The organism is Amycolatopsis orientalis (assembly GCF_000943515.2).
GTDB classification, from domain to species: Bacteria; Actinomycetota; Actinomycetes; order Mycobacteriales; family Pseudonocardiaceae; genus Amycolatopsis; species Amycolatopsis orientalis.
Genome location: NZ_CP016174.1, coordinates 1,833,568 through 1,850,445, shown reverse-complemented (window position 1 = coordinate 1,850,445; position 16,878 = coordinate 1,833,568). Strand labels below are relative to the sequence as shown.

The 16,878-nt window shown below is 69.0% G+C and carries 16 protein-coding genes; 10 read left to right on the top strand and 6 right to left on the bottom strand.

Features of this window, described 5'->3' with window-relative positions; genetic code table 11:
* Positions 1–11: 11 nt before the first annotated feature.
* From SD37_RS08940 to SD37_RS08930, 3 genes are all read left to right on the top strand, one after another.
* Entirely contained in the window at positions 12–500 is a 489-nt protein-coding gene (locus SD37_RS08940; protein ID WP_044852652.1) for a glutathione peroxidase, read from the top strand.
* A gap of 281 nt (positions 501–781) precedes the next feature.
* Positions 782–1,843 carry a chymotrypsin family serine protease gene (locus SD37_RS08935; protein ID WP_083255258.1) on the top strand — a complete coding sequence of 354 codons (1,062 nt, stop codon included), beginning with the start codon at positions 782–784 and terminating at the stop codon, positions 1,841–1,843.
* Complete coding sequence (locus SD37_RS08930) at positions 1,843–2,064, top strand: hypothetical protein (protein ID WP_044852651.1); 222 nt, start codon at positions 1,843–1,845, stop codon at positions 2,062–2,064. The genes SD37_RS08935 and SD37_RS08930 overlap by 1 nt, the downstream gene beginning before the upstream one ends.
* A gap of 1 nt (position 2,065) precedes the next feature.
* On the opposite strand, the gene SD37_RS08925 is transcribed toward SD37_RS08930, so the two are convergent.
* Positions 2,066–3,829: a glycoside hydrolase family 2 protein gene (locus SD37_RS08925; RefSeq protein ID WP_044852832.1), complete on the bottom strand. Its 1,764-nt coding sequence runs from the start codon at positions 3,827–3,829 to the stop codon at positions 2,066–2,068.
* Between the two features lie 119 nt (positions 3,830–3,948).
* Here SD37_RS08925 and SD37_RS08920 point away from each other — a divergent pair, with 119 nt between their 5' ends.
* Entirely contained in the window at positions 3,949–5,202 is a 1,254-nt protein-coding gene (locus tag SD37_RS08920; RefSeq protein ID WP_044852650.1) for a glycosyltransferase family 4 protein, read from the top strand.
* A 137-nt stretch (positions 5,203–5,339) separates the two neighbouring features.
* Here the strand turns inward: SD37_RS08920 and SD37_RS44085 are convergent, their stop codons facing one another.
* The 3 genes from SD37_RS44085 to aceA all read right to left on the bottom strand — a co-directional run bounded on the left by SD37_RS44085 (position 5,340) and on the right by aceA (position 8,822).
* Entirely contained in the window at positions 5,340–5,471 is a 132-nt protein-coding gene (locus SD37_RS44085) for a hypothetical protein (protein ID WP_256376574.1), read from the bottom strand.
* A gap of 357 nt (positions 5,472–5,828) precedes the next feature.
* A complete protein-coding gene (gene aceB, locus SD37_RS08915) occupies positions 5,829–7,433 on the bottom strand; it encodes a malate synthase A (RefSeq protein WP_044852649.1) in 1,605 nt (534 codons plus the stop codon).
* Positions 7,434–7,535: 102 nt separating this feature from the next.
* Positions 7,536–8,822 (bottom strand): isocitrate lyase, encoded by a 1,287-nt coding sequence (aceA, locus tag SD37_RS08910; RefSeq protein WP_037304722.1) that lies wholly within the window; start codon positions 8,820–8,822, stop codon positions 7,536–7,538.
* 228 nt (positions 8,823–9,050) lie between these two features.
* On the opposite strand from aceA, the gene SD37_RS08905 reads away from it, so the two are divergent.
* Together SD37_RS08905 and SD37_RS08900 are read left to right on the top strand one after the other, a co-directional pair.
* On the top strand, positions 9,051–10,478 hold the full coding sequence (locus SD37_RS08905; RefSeq protein WP_044852648.1) for a short-chain fatty acyl-CoA regulator family protein: 1,428 nt from the start codon (positions 9,051–9,053) through the stop codon (positions 10,476–10,478).
* A gap of 75 nt (positions 10,479–10,553) precedes the next feature.
* Positions 10,554–11,378, top strand: a complete 825-nt coding sequence (locus SD37_RS08900) for an NAD(P)H-binding protein (RefSeq protein ID WP_044852647.1) — start codon at positions 10,554–10,556, stop codon at positions 11,376–11,378.
* Positions 11,379–11,460: 82 nt separating this feature from the next.
* On the opposite strand, the gene ilvA is transcribed toward SD37_RS08900, so the two are convergent.
* Positions 11,461–12,717: a threonine ammonia-lyase IlvA gene (ilvA, locus tag SD37_RS08895; protein WP_065912766.1), complete on the bottom strand. Its 1,257-nt coding sequence runs from the start codon at positions 12,715–12,717 to the stop codon at positions 11,461–11,463.
* A gap of 93 nt (positions 12,718–12,810) precedes the next feature.
* On the opposite strand from ilvA, the gene SD37_RS08890 reads away from it, so the two are divergent.
* On the top strand, positions 12,811–13,377 hold the full coding sequence (locus SD37_RS08890) for an NADAR family protein (RefSeq protein ID WP_174567828.1): 567 nt from the start codon (positions 12,811–12,813) through the stop codon (positions 13,375–13,377).
* 54 nt (positions 13,378–13,431) lie between these two features.
* Here the strand turns inward: SD37_RS08890 and SD37_RS08885 are convergent, their stop codons facing one another.
* A complete protein-coding gene (locus tag SD37_RS08885; RefSeq protein WP_044852646.1) occupies positions 13,432–14,190 on the bottom strand; it encodes an acyltransferase in 759 nt (252 codons plus the stop codon).
* Positions 14,191–14,243: 53 nt separating this feature from the next.
* Here SD37_RS08885 and SD37_RS08880 point away from each other — a divergent pair, with 53 nt between their 5' ends.
* Genes SD37_RS08880 through SD37_RS08870 form a run of 3 tightly spaced genes read left to right on the top strand, consistent with a single transcriptional unit; the run spans position 14,244 to position 16,877 of the window.
* A complete protein-coding gene (locus SD37_RS08880; RefSeq protein ID WP_044852645.1) occupies positions 14,244–15,203 on the top strand; it encodes a nucleoside hydrolase in 960 nt (319 codons plus the stop codon).
* Positions 15,203–16,327, top strand: a complete 1,125-nt coding sequence (locus SD37_RS08875) for a C40 family peptidase (RefSeq protein ID WP_044852644.1) — start codon at positions 15,203–15,205, stop codon at positions 16,325–16,327. The genes SD37_RS08880 and SD37_RS08875 overlap by 1 nt, the downstream gene beginning before the upstream one ends.
* 19 nt (positions 16,328–16,346) lie before the next feature.
* Positions 16,347–16,877, top strand: a complete 531-nt coding sequence (locus SD37_RS08870; protein WP_044852643.1) for a hypothetical protein — start codon at positions 16,347–16,349, stop codon at positions 16,875–16,877.
* Position 16,878 lies beyond the last annotated feature (1 nt).

Sequence of the window (16,878 nt, the reverse complement as noted above, 5' to 3'; positions counted from 1 at the left end):
AAAGGGGAACCATGGGGATCCACGACATTCCACTGAAGACGCTGGCCGGCGAGGACACCACGCTCGGCGCGCTCGAGGGCAAGGCCCTGCTGGTGGTGAACGTCGCCTCGAAGTGCGGGCTGACGCCGCAGTACACCGGTCTGGAGAAGCTGCAGGAACGCTACGCGGACAAGGGTTTCTCCGTCGTCGGGTTCCCGTGCAACCAGTTCGCGGGCCAGGAACCGGGTACCGCCGAGGAGATCCAGACCTTCTGCTCGACGACGTACGGGGTTTCGTTCCCGCTGTTCGAAAAGCTGGACGTCAACGGGGAAGGCCGTCACCCGCTCTACGCCGAGCTGACCAAGGCGGCCGACGCGGAAGGCGCCGCCGGGGACGTGCAGTGGAACTTCGAGAAGTTCCTCGTCGCCCCGTCCGGCGAGGTGGTGGGCCGGTTCCGCCCCCGCACCGAGCCCGAAGACGCCGAGATCACCAAGGCGATCGACGCCGTGCTCGGCGCCTGAATCACGATTTCCCCCGGCAGCGGGCGGTTCACCGGATTATTCCGATGAACCGCCCGTTTCCTTTTCCACGAAAGAAGGGACCAAAGTCCCTAAAATGCCTCGCCGGCTCCCACGATGGCCGGTGGATCGATCACAAACCCTTGTCCTGAAAGGAAAACACAGCATTCGACGGTGGACTTGTCCACCCGATTGCACTATGGCGCCACTGTGGGCACTGGAGAAGACTCGCCCAGCGGGGCTCCCTGTAATCCGTCCGAAAATCGCGGGAAAGTGTGGCCGACGTGATCGAAAACAATATGATCCCGGATGAATTCCTCTCACTGGCGAGCGTACAGGCGGCCGAGGAGGACGCACTGCTGGGCAGACAAAACGTCGTGGGTGTCGCACTCGGCACCAAATGGACGGGTGGCAGGGACACCGGCGAGAAGGCGATCACGGTACTGGTCGACACGAAGATGCCCCACGAGATGCTCCGCGACGACGACCTCATCCCCGCGACACTGGCCGGGGTGCCCACCGACGTCCAGGAAGTCGGCGTGCTGCAGGCGGGCCGGAGCATCGCCCCGCCGAAGGTGAACGGTTCCGCCACGATGCTCGAAGAGCCCCAGTCGCCGTCGCTGGCCCGCCCTGACGAACTCGCCCGTGAGCAGGTCGGCCCGTTCACGCTGGCCAAGCGGTTCCGCCCGGCCTTCGGCGGGCTGAGCGTCGGCCACTTCAAGATCACCGCCGGCACGTACGGCACCGCCGTCTACGACGCCACCGCGCTGCCCGGCAAACCGCCCAAGTACTACATCCTGAGCAACAACCACGTACTGGCGAACTCGAACGCCGCCGCCATCGGCGATCCGATCCTGCAGCCCGGCCCGTTCGACGGCGGCATCGTCCCCACCGATGTCATCGCCAGGCTGAGCCGGTTCGTGCCGATCAAGTTCATCAGCCCCGGGCAGCCGGTGCCGCTGAACTTCGTCGACGCCGCCATCGCGGAAGGCCAGTTCCACGACCTCGACCGGCGGATCTTCTGGGTCGGCGATCTCAAGGGCACGAACGTCGCACCCGGCGTCGGCACCGTCGTGCAGAAGACCGGCCGGACGACGAACTGGACGACCGGGCGGATCACGAACATCAACGCCACCGTGGACGTCAACTACGGCGGCGGCCGGGTGGCCCGGTTCGCGCAGCAGCTGCTGACCACCGACATGTCCGCGGGCGGCGATTCGGGCAGCCTCGTGGCGGACCTGAGCGAGAATGCCGTCGGCCTGCTGTTCGCGGGTTCGCCGGTGGTGACCGTGCTCAACCGGATCACGCTGGTCGAGGCGTCGCTCGGGATCAAGGTGCACCCGTAGTGGCGGACGATTCCGATGTCGAGGCCGCGCTCGTCTCGGCGGCGCGGTGGCTCGACGATGTCCCCGGGGTGGTCGGGGTCGGGCAGGGCGAGGCCGAGGGGTCTCCCACGATCGACGTGTGGATGACCCCCGGTCACGACCCCGGGCAGCTGCCTTCTCAGCTGCTCGGGGTGCCCGTCCGGGTCCGGGACCCCGGAGGTCCGGTCGAGGCGGGCGGCTGACCTATTTCGCGCCCGCTTCGAGCACGGCGGCGGATCTGGCGGCCACGACCGCCGGATCCGCCTTCACCACCCGCCGGTCGTAGGTGAGCAGGCCGTTGACCTCGTTCTCGACGTCCGTGGTCTGCGTGTAGATCGCGCCGGAGAGCCCGTTCCGGGCGATGAGTCGTTCGAGGGCCTCGCTGACCTCGGCATAGCGCTTGGTCAGCTCCGCCCGGGTCGGCGTCATCTCGTAGGCCTGCGGTTTCCCCGGCCAGCGGTGTTCGTCGAGGACCAGGCCGAGACCGCCGTACTCGCCGTCGACGAGCACCCGATGGTCCTTCACCGCGGGTTTGCCCGGCCCGACGTAGGTGTGGTCGTCGTAGACGTCGCCCGCCCCGCTGTCCGGCCGGGAGAAACAGCAGTTCACCCCGCTGTTCGCGACGACGAGCCTGGTGGGATCGAGTGCCTTCACCAGCGCGGCGACGCGGGCGGTGTCGAACTCGCCCCAGCCCTCGTTGAACGGCACCCAGCCGACGATCGAGGTCACCCCGCGCAACTGCTCGATCATCTCGGTCAGTTCGGCTTCGAACCGCGCCTTCGCTTCCGGCACCGGGTCGGGCGCGGGCCCGGGCGGGCCGTCGAAGGAGACGGTGAGCGACGGCATGTCCTGCCAGACGAGCAGGCCCAGCCTGTCCGCCCAGTGGTACCAGCGCTCCGGCTCGACCTTGACGTGCTTGCGGACGAAGTTGAAGCCGAGCTCCTTGGTCTTCTCCAGGTCGTAACGCAGGGCCTCGTCGGTGGGCGCGGTGTAGATCCCGTCCGGCCAGTAGCCCTGGTCGAGCGGGCCGTGGAGGAAGGTGATCCGGCCGTTGAGCGCGATCCGCGGCCTGCCTTCGGCATCGGTGACCGTCCCGATCGTGCGCAGGCCGGTGTAGGACTCGACGACGTCGAGCACGGTGCCGCCTTCGTCGAGCAGGCGGACTTCGAGGTCGTAGAGGTACGGGTCGTCAGGCGTCCACAGACGCGGCGAAGGCACCTCCGCGCGCAGAGGGTGTCCCGCGTCCCCCGCGACGCGCGTCACCTCGCGGCCGTCGGGCTCGCTGACGAGCACCTCCACCCGCACGCCACCTGTGACCTTGGGCACAACCGTCACCCCGGTGAGGTCCGGGGTCAGGCGGAGATCTTCGACGCGCGCGGACGGCACCGGCTCCAGCCAGACGGTCTGCCAGATCCCCGACGCGGCGGTGTAGAAGATCCCTTTCGGGTCGTTGCGCTGCTTGCCGACGGCGTGCGTCGAGGCGTCGGTGCGGTCCTTCGCGCGGACGGTCAGTTCCTGCGATCCGGACGGGCGCAGCGCGTCGGTGATGTCCGCGCTGAAGGCGGTGTACCCACCTTCGTGCACGGCCACCTCCTGGTTGTTGACCCAGACCGTCGCGGACTGGTCGACGGCGCCGAACCGGAGCATCACGCGCTGACCGTCCCAACCGGACGGCACCTGGAAAACCTTGCGATACCAGAGGGTTTCGTCGTGCCGCCCGATACCGGAGAGGGCCGACTCCGGCGGATACGGCACCAGGATCCGCTCGCCGTACCCGTCGCGGCCGGGCGAGCGGCTCCCCGCGTACTCCCAGACGCCGTTGAGGTTCAGCCAGCGTTCGCGGACCAGTCGCGGGCGCGGATATTCGGGCAGGGCGTTACCGGGTCCGACCTGCGCGGACCACGGGGTCGACAGCACCGGTTCGACGGGTTCGAAGGCCGGACCGGCCGCGTTCACCGAGGACGTCATCAGCCCGATGGTGGCAAAGATCGCCGTCGCTGTCGTCCTCACGAAGACCATGATCGACTTTACCGCCGTGGGTGATCGCCCCGTCCCGGCGAAGACCGACTCACGAGTAACCTCCACCCATGCGCGTGCTGATGTTGTCGTGGGAGTACCCACCCGTGGTCGTCGGCGGACTCGCACGGCACGTCCACGCCCTGGCCAGGCACCTCGTCCGGCAGGGGCACGACGTGGTCGTCCTGTGCCGCCACACGGCCGGTACCGACGCCGAGACCCATCCGCGGACCGATCGCGTGGTCGAGGGCGTGCGGATCATCCGGGTCGCCGAGGACCCGATGCACGTGACCTTCGAACGCGACCTCGTCGCGTGGACGCTGGCCATGGGGCACGCGATGATCCGCGCCGCGACCGACCTGCTGCGAACCTGGCAGCCGGACGTCGTGCACGCGCACGACTGGCTGGTCACCCACCCCGCGATCGCGATCACCGAGGCCGCACGGGTACCGCTGGTCGGCACGATCCACGCCACCGAGGCCGGACGGCACTCCGGCTGGCTCTCGCATCCGCTCAACCAGCAGGTTCACTCGGTCGAATGGTGGCTCGCGAACCGCTCGGACGCGCTGATCACCTGTTCGCAGGCCATGCGCCGCGAGGTGGCGCACCTGTTCGAGGTCGACGGCGACGCGGTCACCGTGATCCACAACGGCATCGAGGAACGCAGCTGGCAGGTGCCCGCGGACGAGGTCGCGCACGCGCGCGAGGCCTACAGCCCGTCCGGCGCGCCGCTGCTGCTCTACTTCGGACGGCTGGAGTGGGAGAAGGGCGTGCAGGATCTGCTCGCCGCGCTCCCCCGGATCCGTCGTGCCAAACCCGGGACCCGGCTGGTCGTCGCCGGCAAGGGCAGGCATCTGGAGGAACTCATCGAGCAGGCGCGCAAGCTGCGCGTCCGCCGCGCGGTGGACTTCGTCGGGCATCTGTCCGATCGCGAGCTGCGTGCCGTGCTGGCCGCCGCCGACGCCGTCGTGCTGCCCAGCCGGTACGAACCGTTCGGGATCGTCGCGCTGGAGGCCGCCGCCGCCAAGGCACCACTGGTGGCTTCGACCGCGGGGGGGCTCGGCGAGGTCGTCGTGGACGGCGAGACCGGCCTGGCGTTCAGCCCCGGCGACGTCGATGCCCTCGGGGACGCCGTCGAGGCCGTACTGGACGACGAGGTCGCCGCGGCCCGGCGGGCGCTGACCGCGCAATCGCGCCTCGCCGCGGACTTCGACTGGGGCCGGATCGCGGAGGCGACCGTCGCGGTCTACCGGCGGGCTCGCGTCGGGGAACCGGTGGAGCTGGGCCGTCCGAAGATCGCGACGGGGAACGCCTTCGAGCCGTGATCGGCCCGCCCGCGTTTAGTCCTCTGGATGCGGAGAAACGCATCCAGAGGACTAAACGCGGGCGGTCGGGCGGTGAGGCGAGCAGCACCCTCGGGTCGCGAGGGGCGCGACCCCGGGGCTGCTCCAGGTGACGAAGATCAGAAGTGGCAGGGCCGGACGCAGTCCGGCTGCGCCGAAACCGCCACCGAGGCGGACACCGCCGGTGCGGCGACGGCGAGGGCGAGGACGGCGAAGGCTGCGGCCAAGACGGTTCTCAACTGCTTCTTCATGGTGGCTCCTCGGGAATCCGGGCGGGAAGTGCACCCGGGCAGAGCATCCGCGCGAGGCGTCCCCGAAACAACGGGGGTATCAGTAGGTACCCGTACCTATTCGCGGTCCGTGACCGGTTCGTCCTGGTCCCGGGCCGGGAGCTCCCGCACGTCATGAGGGGTCCCCATAGGACGAATTCCGTCCTATGGGGACCCCTCATGACACTCGCGCGCCCGACAGCGCCACCGGAAGAGCGCGCGTGAAGCGGGGTCCGGCGACGGGGAGCCTCCGCCGCCGGACCCGATGGGCCACACCGTCCCAAAACCGGTGTGGAACCCGGCCGCCCCGCGTCAGGTAGGGGCGGCCGGAGCCTGGTGTCAGTGCGTGGTCAGGTACCGCGCGTACGCGCCGGTGGTGAGGAAGCTCGGCAGCTTCTCGCCCAGCGCGGTCTCGGTGAAGATCTCGTAGGCGTCCCCGAGCCGGTTGTCCTCGCCCAGTTCGGAGCGCACCGAGGCCAGCTCTTCGTCCAAATAGGACACAGTGAGTTCGCGGGTGAGCGCGGTGCCGTCTTCGAGCTTCGTGCCGTTGCGGATCCACTGCCAGATCTGGCAGCGGGCGATCTCCGCGGTGGCGGCGTCCTCCATCAGGTTGTGGATCGCCGCCGCCCCGGTACCGCGCAGCCAGGCGTCGATGTAGCGCAGCGCGACATTGATGTTGGCGCGGACACCGCCTTCGGTGACCTCGCCGCCCGCGCTGGCGACGTCGAGCAGGTCCTCGGCGGTGACGACGACGTCCTCACGGAGCTTGCCGAGCTGGTTGGGCCAGCCGCCGAGCACGCCGTCGAACACCTCGCGGCAGACCGGGACGAGGCCGGGGTGCGCGACCCAGGAGCCGTCGAACCCGTCGTTCGCCTCGCGTTCCTTGTCCTGGCGGACCTTCTCCAGCGCGGTCGCGTTGATCTCCGGGTCCTTGCTCGGGATGAACGCGGCCATCCCGCCGATGGCGTGCGCCCCGCGCTTGTGGCAGGTGCGCACCAGCAGTTCGGTGTAGGCCCGCATGAACGGGACGGTCATCGTCACCTGCGCGCGGTCCGGGAGCACGAAGTCCGCGCCGTGCGAGGAGAAGTTCTTGATGACGCTGAAGATGTAGTCCCAGCGGCCGGCGTTCAGCCCGGCGACGTGCTCGCGCAGTTCGTAGAGGATCTCCTCCATCTCGAACGCGGCGGTGATCGTCTCGATCAGCACAGTGGCCCGGATGGTGCCGCGCGGGATACCGAGTTCCCGTTGCGCCAGCAGGAAGACGTCGTTCCACAGCCGCGCTTCGAGGTGGTTTTCGAGCTTCGGCAGGTAGAAGTACGGGCCGCTGCCGCGGGCCAGCAGCTGGCGCGCGTTGTGGAAGAAGTACAGGCCGAAGTCGACCAGGCTCGCCGAAACCGGGCGGCCGTCGATGCGGATGTGCTTCTCCACCAGGTGCCAGCCACGGGGGCGGGCGACGATGGTCGCGGGATCGTCACCGATCGTGTAGCGCTTGCCCGCCTCGGTGGTGAAGTCGATGTTGCGGCGGATCGCGTCGAACAGGTTGAGCTGCCCGTCGATCACGTTGTGCCAAGTCGGCGAGGTCGCGTCCTCGAAGTCGGCGAGCCAGACCTTCGCGCCGGAGTTGAGCGCGTTGACCGTCATCTTGCGGTCGGTCGGGCCGGTGATCTCGACGCGGCGGTCTTCGAGACCGGGCGCGGCCGGGGCGACCGACCAGCTGCTGTCGTCGCGGATGGAGCGCGTCTCGGGCAGGAAGCCCAGCGGCTTCTCACCGGACTGCAGCTCCTCGCGGCGGGTGCGGCGGGCGTCGAGCAGCTCGCGGCGCCGACCGGCGAACGCGTTGTCGAGCTTGGCCACGAAGTCCAGTGCGGCCGGGGTGAGGATCTCGTCGAACCGGTCACCGGTGGGTCCGCAGACGTCGATCCGGTAGTTCAGCTTCTCAACCATGGTGTGCCTCCGCTGGGCTTCGCGAGAGTTCGGAGAGGGAAGGTGGTGGCGGTCTCCCGCTGGGGGTCGGGAGACCGCCACCTGGCACCTACTTGCGAGGGATCAGAACTGTTCGGCCTCGGTGGAGCCGGCGAGCGCGGTGGTCGAGCTGGCCGGGTTCAGCGCGGTCGCGACGTTGTCGAACCAGCCGGTGCCGACCTCGCGCTGGTGCTTCGTGGCGGTGTAACCGCGGTCCTCCGAAGCGAACTCGCGCTCCTGCAGGTCGACGTAGGCGGTCATGCCCTCGCGGGCGTAGCCGTGCGCCAGGTCGAACATCGAGTAGTTCAGCGCGTGGAAGCCGGCCAGGGTGATGAACTGGAACTTGTAGCCCATGTGGCCGAGTTCGCGCTGGAACTTCGCGATCGTCGCGTCGTCCAGGTGCTTCTTCCAGTTGAACGACGGCGAGCAGTTGTAGGCCAGCATCTGGTCCGGGTACTTCGCCTTGATGGCCTCGGCGAACTGGCGGGCGACCTCGAGGTCCGGCTTGGAGGTCTCCATCCACAGCAGGTCGGCGTACTGCGCGTAGGCCAGGCCGCGGTCGATGCAGGGGTCGATGCCGTTGGTGACGGTGTAGAAGCCCTCCGCGGTGCGCTCACCGGTGGTGTACTTCTGGTCGCGCTCGTCGACGTCGCTGGTCAGCAGGGTCGCGGCCTGGGCGTCGGTACGGGCGACGATCAGCGACGGCACGTTCAGCACGTCCGCGGCGAGGCGGGCGGCGTTAAGCGTGCGCTCGTGCTGCTTGGTCGGGATGAGCACCTTGCCGCCGAGGTGGCCGCACTTCTTCTCGGACGCGAGCTGGTCCTCCCAGTGCACACCCGCGGCACCGGCGGCGATCATGCCCTTCATCAGCTCGAACGCGTTGAGCGGGCCACCGAAGCCCGCCTCGGCGTCGGCGACGATCGGGGCGTACCAGTCGGTGTCGGTGTTGCCCTCGGCCCAGTTGATCTGGTCGGCGCGGCCCAGCGCGTTGTTGATGCGGCGGACGACGGCGGGCACCGAGTTGGCCGGGTAGAGACTCTGGTCCGGGTAGGTCTGGCCGGAGAGGTTGGCGTCGGCGGCGACCTGCCAGCCGGACAGGTAGATGGCCTTGAGGCCGGCGCGGACCTGCTGCACGGCCTGGTTACCGGTCAGGGCGCCCAGCGCGTGGATGTAGTCCTCGTTGTGCAGGAGGTCCCACAGCTTCTCGGCGCCGCGACGGGCCAGCGTGTGCTCCTCGACCACGCTGCCGCGCAGCTTGACCACGTCAGCCGCGGAGTACGACCGCTGCACGCCCGCCCAGCGGGGGTCGGTCTCCCACTGCTTGGTCAGTTCGGCGGCCGCCTGCTCCAGCTGCTGCGCGTGCTCAGTCATCGGATTCTCCCGGTGTTGCGAAGTTTGCGAGTGATCGCCTTGCCTGACCAGACCCTGACATGACAGGGGAAATCCGATCCAGGCCTCCAATTTGCCAATTTCTGCGAAGCTTCCGTAGCATCTTGCAAAGGTTGCGAATCACTGGTTCGCAAGCTGAACGAAAATCCACGGGCTTGACCGTTCACTGAATCGTTCAGGCCCGGAAACCTTGCGGACAGAGAGGCCTGCGTGGACAAAACCTTCGCCGGAGCGAAGCTTCGGCATCTGCGCGAAAGCCGGTCGATGAGCCAGGCGGATCTCGCCCGTGTGCTGGAGATCTCACCCAGTTACCTCAATCAGATCGAGCACAATTCGCGTCCGCTGACCGTTCCCGTGCTCCTTCGCATCACGCAGGCGTTCGGAGTGGACACCGAGTTCTTCGCGAACAACGACACCGCCCGGCTGGTCGCGGACGTGAAGGAAGCGCTGCTCGACGAGGTCCTCGGCGTGGACGTCACCACCAGCGAACTGAACGACCTCGCCACGAACCTGCCGACGATCGCCCAGGCCCTGGTCAAACTGCATCGCAGCTACCGCAACGCCGTCGAGAACACCGCCGCGCTGACCACGGAGAACGGCCTCGGCCTGCACGGCAGCGCGGCGACCGCCCTGCCGCACGAGGAGGTCCGCGACTTCTTCTACGAACGGGAGAACTACGTCGCCGAACTGGACGAACGCGCCGAGCGGATGGCACACGACATGCCGCTGCAACGCGGCCAGGTGCTCGCGGCGCTGAAGGAGACGCTGATCCAGCGCTACGGCGTCGACGTCACGAGCGAAGGCATCGACGAGGCCAGCGGCGAACAGCACCGGTACGAACCGGGGCCGCGGGTGCTGCGGCTGGCGCCGAGCCTGCGCGTCGGGCAGCAGGCGTTCCGGATGGCCTCGCAGATCGCGCTGCTGGAATACGACGACCTGATCACCGAACTCGCCGACTCGTGGGCGTTCTCCGGGCCCGCCGCGCGTTCGCTGGCGAGGGTCGGGCTGGCGAACTACTTCGCGGGTGCCCTGATCCTCCCCTATGGACCGTTCCTGGCCACGGCGGAGCGTTTCCGCTACGACATCGAGCGGTTGTGCGACCATTTCGGCGTCGGCTTCGAGACCGTCTGCCACCGGCTCTCGACCTTGCAGCGGCCGAAGAACCGTGGCGTGCCGTTCTCGTTCGTGCGCGTCGACCGGGCGGGGAACATGTCGAAACGCCAGTCCGCGGCCGGTTTCCACTTCTCCCGCGTCGGCGGCGCCTGTCCACTGTGGAACATCTACGAGGCGTTCACCCAGCCGGGCAAGATCCTCTCCCAGATCGCGACCCTGCCGGACGGCAAGAGCTACTTCTGGATCGCGCGGACGGTGTCCCGCAACATCGGTGGCTACGGCAGTCCGGGGAAGACGTTCACCGTCGGGCTCGGCTGCGAACTACGGCACGCGAAACGGCTCGTCTACTCGACCGGTCTCGACCTCGACGACCGCGCCGCCGCCACCCCGATCGGCATGGGTTGCAAAGTCTGCGAACGCCCGGCGTGCACGCAGCGCGCGTTCCCCACGATCGGCAAGCAGCTGACCGTGGACGAGAACACGAGCACCTTCGTCCCGTACCCGGCGGTGCCCAAGACACCTTGAGCCGCCTTGATCTCCCTGGCAGGGTTGCCGACGACGGCCGCCTGCGACGGCGGCCACCGCACTGGGGAGAACAACATGATCTTGGTGACCGGGGCAGGCGGGAACGTCGGCTCGGAACTGACCGGAATACTGGCCCGCGGCGGACATCCCGTCCGGGCGCTGGTCCGCACACCGCGGCCGCTGCCCGACGGCGTCGAAGGCGTGCCGGGCGATCTCAACGAACCAGCGAGCCTGAAGACCGCGCTGGACGGCGTCCGGGCGGTCTTCCTGCTCGGCGGCTACGACGACATGCCGGGCGCGCTCGCGGTGATGCGGGACGCGGGCGTCGAGCAGGTCACGCTGCTCTCGTCGCGGTCGGTCGCCGGCGGGCACGCGGACAACGCCGTCGCCGGGATGCACATGGCGGCCGAGGCGTCGGTGCGCGCGTCCGAACTGGCCTGGACGTTCCTGCGGGCGAGCGGGTTCATGTCGAACACGCTGCAGTGGATCCCGCAGCTGAAGGAGGGCGACGTCGTCCGCGAGCCGTTCGCGAACGTGCCGGTGGCGACCATCGACCCGTACGACATCGCGGCCGTCGCGGCGGAATCGCTGACCACGCCGGGGCACGAAGGCCGGGCCTACGCGATCACCGGACCGGAGGCCCTCCGGCCGGCCGAGCGGCTGCGGATCCTGGGCGAGCTGCTGGGACGCGAGCTACGGCTGGCGCCGCTTTCCGACGAGGAAGCCCGGGTGAAGATGAGCGCGGAGATGCCGGAGAAGTACGTCGACGCCTTCTTCCGCTTCTTCGCCGAGGGCGAGTTCGACGACTCCGAGGTGACTTCCGCCGTCCGGGACCTCACCGGCCGGGAGCCGCGTCCGTTCGCGGACTGGGCGCGAGCGCACCTGGCCGCCTTCCGCTAACCCGCGTTTAGTCCTCTGGATGCGGGGGGTGCCCACGCAAGTACCGCATCCAGAGGACGAAACGCGGGCGAAAGCGGGCGCGTCAGACCAGGAAGTGGAAGAGCGGGCTGCCCGGTTCCACCCGCTCCACCTGCAGCGGGCTCACCTCCAGCCGGTGCAGCAGCCCTTCGAGGTCACCGGCCCGCGCGAGTTCGATGCCGATCAGCGCCGGACCGGTCTCGCGGCTGTTGCGCTTCACGTACTCGAACCGCGTGATGTCGTCGTCCGGCCCGAGGACCTCGTCGAGGAACCGCCGCAGCGCGCCGGGCTCCTGCGGGAACCCCACGAGGAAATAATGCTTCAGTCCTTCGTGGATCAGCGACCGTTCGAGCACTTCGCCGTAGCGGCTGACGTCGTTGTTGCCGCCGGAGACGACGCACACCACGATCTGCCCGGGGTCGATCTTCACCGTCGCGCCCAGCGCCGCGGTCGCGAGCGCGCCGGCGGGTTCGGCGATCACGCCGTCGGACTGGTACATCGCGAGCATTTCCGTGCAGATCGCGCCCTCGGCGACGTCGGTGAGTTCGACGCCGCCGTCGCGGACCAGCGGATACGTCACCGATCCGGCCAATGCGACCGCCGCGCCGTCGACGAAGGTGTCGACGGCTTCGAGCCGCACCGGCTCACCGGCGGCCAGCGCGGCCGCCATACAGGCCGCGCCCGCCGGTTCGACGCCGACGATCCGCATCTCCGGCGCGCGTTCCGCGGCCCACGCGGCGATACCCGCGAGCAGCCCGCCACCGCCGACCGGCACCACCATGACGTCCGGGATGAACCCGAGCTGCGCGACGACCTCCATCGCGACCGTGCCCTGTCCGGCGACCGTCTCCGGCGCGTCGAACGCGGGGACCAGCGTCGCGCCGGTGCGCTCCGAGTCCTGCTTCGCGGCCGTGAAAGCGTCTTCGTAGGTCTCGCCGACGACGATGACCTCGATATGCGAACCGCCCAGGGTCGCGATCCGCTCACGCTTCTGCCGGGGAGTCGTGCCGGGAACGTAGACGCGGCCGTTCGCGCCGAGACGGCGGCACGCGTACGCGACACCCTGCGCGTGGTTGCCCGCGCTCGCGCAGACGACGCCGCGCTCCCGCCGGTCCGCGTCGAGCTGGACGATGAAGTTGTACGCGCCGCGGATCTTGTACGAACGCACGGTCTGGAGATCTTCACGTTTGAGCCAGACCCGGGCGTCGACCCGCGCCGAGAGCCGCTCGTTCGGTTCCAGCGGCGTGCGGGTCACCACCCCGGCCAGTCGTTTCGCGGCCTCTTCGACCGTTCGGGCGCTCACCGTTTCGATCCCTTGCACGGATGCTGAATGTACTGACCGCCCCGGCCCACGACGGAGAGTGGTCCGAGTCCAGTGCACGGCTTGTCGGTGGTCTGTGGTCCACTGGTCGCCATGGTGAGCAAGGTCGACGGAGTCCGGAGTCTCGATGCGTTGCGCGAGCTGGTCCACAGTGGCGCGGAGCCCGAGTACCAGCTCTTCTACGGCCACACCCCGCTCAAGAGCGGCCGGGTCAACGCGGCCTGCCTGAGCCAGTGGTGGCACGCGCCGTTCGTCGCGGGCGGCGAGCGGTACCCGACGGCCGAGCACTACATGATGGCGAGCAAGGCCGAACTGTTCGGCGATTACGAGGCCGCGGAGACCATTCGTCAGGCGCCGGACCCCAAGACCGCCAAGATCCTCGGCCGCGAGGTCGCGAACTTCGACGCGGAGAAATGGGAACGGCACCGCTACGACATCGTCGTCGACGGCAATCTGGAGAAGTTCCGCCAGCACGCCGAACTACGTGAGTTCCTGCTGAGCACGGGCGACAAGGTGATCGTCGAGGCCTCGAAGATGGACCTGGTCTGGGGCAGCGGCGTCGCCCGCGACGACAAGAACGCCACGCGCCCCGACTACTGGCGCGGGCAGAACCTGCTGGGCTTCGCGCTCATGGAGGTCCGGGAGCAGCTGCGCGGCTAGTTGCGGGCCCCTGTCTCCAATGTGGCATTGGAGACACTGACCGGTGACGCGCTGTCAGGAATCGACGCCCAGCGTCTTCTGAAGCGCCTTGTTCGCCTTACGCGCCATGTCCGCGACAGCCTCGCGACGCGCGGCGTCGGCGGCGTAGTCGTCTTGCCGGTTCCGCACCACACGGGCAGGCGAGCCGACGGCGATCGAGTAGTCCGGGATGTCGCCCCGCACCACGGCGTGCGCGCCGAGGACGCAGCCGCGGCCGACCCGGGTGCCCTTGAGCACGGAGACCTTGGTGCCGATCCAGGTGTCGGGCCCGATCCGCACCGGCGATTTCACGATGCCCTGATCCTTGATCGGGACGGTGATGTCGGTGGTGACATGGTCGAAATCGCAGATGTACACCCAGTCCGCGACGAGCGTGGCCGCGCCGAGTTCGATGTCGAGGTAGCCGTTGAGCACGTTCTGGCGGCCGAACACCGCCTTGTCCCCGATGCGCAGCGAACCTTCGTGGCAGCGGATCGCGTTGCCGTCGCCGATGTGCACCCAGCGGCCGATCTCCAGGCGCCCGTAGCCGGGACGGCAGTGGATCTCGACGTCCTTGCCGAGGAACACCATGCCGCGCAGGATGATGTGCGGATTCGCGATCCGGAACTTCAGCAGCCGCCAGTACCGGACCAGGTACCAAGGTGTGTACGCGCGGTTCCGCAGCACCCAGCGCAGCGAATCCGCGGTCAGGAACTTCGCCTGCCTCGGGTCGCGACGGGCCTGGCCCCAAGCGCGGAGCCTCGACAACGCGGGCGCACCCCACATGGACGTCATACCGGTGACCGTAACCTGTGATCAGGCCGCCGACCGCAAAGGGGAGCACGCGCATGGGCACCAAGCTGATCATCGACACCGACCCGGGGGTGGACGACGCCTTCGCGCTGGCACTGGCCACGCAGTCCGAAGACGTCGACCTGCTGGGCGTGACCACGGTGTTCGGCAACGTCCCGCTGAGCCACACCACCGCCAACGCGCGGCGCCTGCTGCGGCTTTTCGGCCGTGACGACGTGCCCGTCGCCGCCGGTGCGGCGCGGCCGCTGGTCTACGACAACGCCAAACCCGCCGGCTTCGTCCACGGCGAGGACGGCCTTTCCGGCCACGCGGACACGCTGCCGGAGCCGACGCGCCCGCTCGACGAACGCGGCGCCGTCCGCCTGCTGGCGGATCTGCTCGAAGCCGCCGATGAGCCGGTGACCATCGCCCCGATCGGCCCGCTCACGAATATCGCGCTGCTGCTGGCCGCCCATCCGGAACTCCGCGGGAAGATCGGCCGCATCGTCATCATGGGCGGCGGCGTGACCAGGGGGAACTCCACCACGGCCGCCGAGTTCAACATCTGGAGCGACCCCGAGGCCGCGCGCCGGGTGCTGGCGGACGAGGACGTCCCGACGGTGCTGGTGCCGCTGGACATCACGCACCAGTGCTCGATCGACACCACCTGGCTGGCCAAGCTCGCCGCGTCCGGCCCGCTCGGCGCGGCGCTCGAAGCGCTCACCCCGACCTACGTCAAGCATTACAGCCCGATCCTGGGTTTCCCGGGGATGGTCATGCACGACGCGGTCGCGGTCGCCGAGGCGATCCGGCCGGGCATCCTCGACACCGAGGCGTACCCGGTGGACGTCGAATGCGGCTTCGGCCCCGCCCGCGGCGCGACCCTCGTGGACCGGCGAAGGCTGCGAAGCACCGATCCGCAGGCCGTACCGGGCCGCACCATCGACGTCGCGCTGACCGCCGATGTCGAAGCCGTCCGCGACTTCGTCCTCTCTCGCCTCACCGGGGGTCTCTGATGGAAGAAGCTCCCTCCCGCCGCCGCAGGCTGCCGGTGATCATCGCCGCCGTCGTCGTCGCGGGCGCCGCGCTGGTCGCGGCCATCACCTTCGCGCCGAAGGACGGGCCGAAGCCGGAAGCCGCCGCCGTCCAGTCGTCGGTCCCGCCCGCGCCGCCGACGTCGTCCGCGCCCGCGGAAATGCCGAAGGAACAGCCGAAGGTCCCGCAGCAGATGGGCCAGGAATTCGACGCCTGGGTGTCGAAGACGAGCGGCTGGCTCGACATCCCGCTGCGCGCGATGACGGGCTACGCGAAGACCACCGTGGCGCTGAGCAAGGAAACGCCGGGCTGCCGCCTGTCCTGGGTGACGCTGGCGGCGCTCGGGAAGATCGCTTCGGACCACGGCCGGGTCACCGGTTCGAGCCTCGGCGCCGACGGCGTGATGACCGCGCCCCTCGGCGCGGTCGAGGTCCGCGACTTCTACAACAAGGTCGTCTCGTCCGCGAACGCGAGCGGACCGCTGCAGCTGACGCCTGCCGTGTGGAGCCGGTTCCAGGCCTCGGCGAGCGGCGGGAAGCCGAACCCGCAGAACATCGACGACGCCACCCTCACCGCCGGACGCGCCCTGTGCGCGGGCGGGCGCGATCTCGGCCAGGGCCAGACGTGGTGGAACGCGGTGAGCACGCTGCAGCCCGCGCCGCTGCTGATGCACCGCACCCTCGCGACGGTGAACGTCTACGGCACGGTCGGCCAGAGCCCGCAGCCGCCGAACGCGGCGGCGCTCAGCGCGGTCAACTTCGCCATCGACAAGATCGGCCTGCCCTACGTCTGGGGCGGCAACGGCACCGGCGGCGGCGACCCCGGCTTCGACTGCTCCGGGCTGACAACGGCCGCGTACGCGAGTGCCGGCGTCAAGCTCATGCGCACCGCCCACACGCAATACCACAGCGTGAGCAAGGTGACCGATCCCCAGCTGGGCGACCTGATCTTCTACGGCGAGCCGAACACGAAGATCCACCACGTCGGGCTGTACATCGGGAACCAGCAGATGATCGACGCCCCGCAGACCGGGCAGGCGGTGCAGGTGCACACCTACCGGAAGCGGGGCGACGATTACGCCGGAGCGGGCCGCCCGACGGCCTGATCGGCCGTAGGGTGGCCGCGTGTATTCACCGATCCCCGTCCTGAACGAGCTGAAGGACCTCCACGACTCGGCCGGTGACTTCCTCGCCGACGGCTTCGAGCTGTACGACTACGACGACAAGGGCCAGTTCCCCGCAGAACTGAGCGACCCCGAGTTCCTGTCGCGGGTCATCCCGTTCGCCCAGGCGAACGGGAGTGGCTCGACCTACGGGATCTGGCGGTCCTCCGACGAGCCGGACCTCGCCCTGCTGCCCGTGGTGGTCTTCGGCGACGAGGGCGGTGAGCAGGTCGTCGCCCGCGATTTCCGGGAGTTCCTGTGCCTGCTGGGTTTCGACGCCGAGATCACGGTCGACCACGACTCGGCCTACTACTACCGGGACGAGAACGACGGCCACAGCGGCTCGCATGAGGACTTCGTCGAGTGGCTTCGGGAGCGCGGCCTGACGCCGTCCGAGGATCCGGACGGCGTCGTGGCCGCGGCTCAGAAGATCCACGGGGAGCGATTCCGCGCGTGGATCACGCCGTTCTACGAAAAGGCAGGCTGGGCCTGAC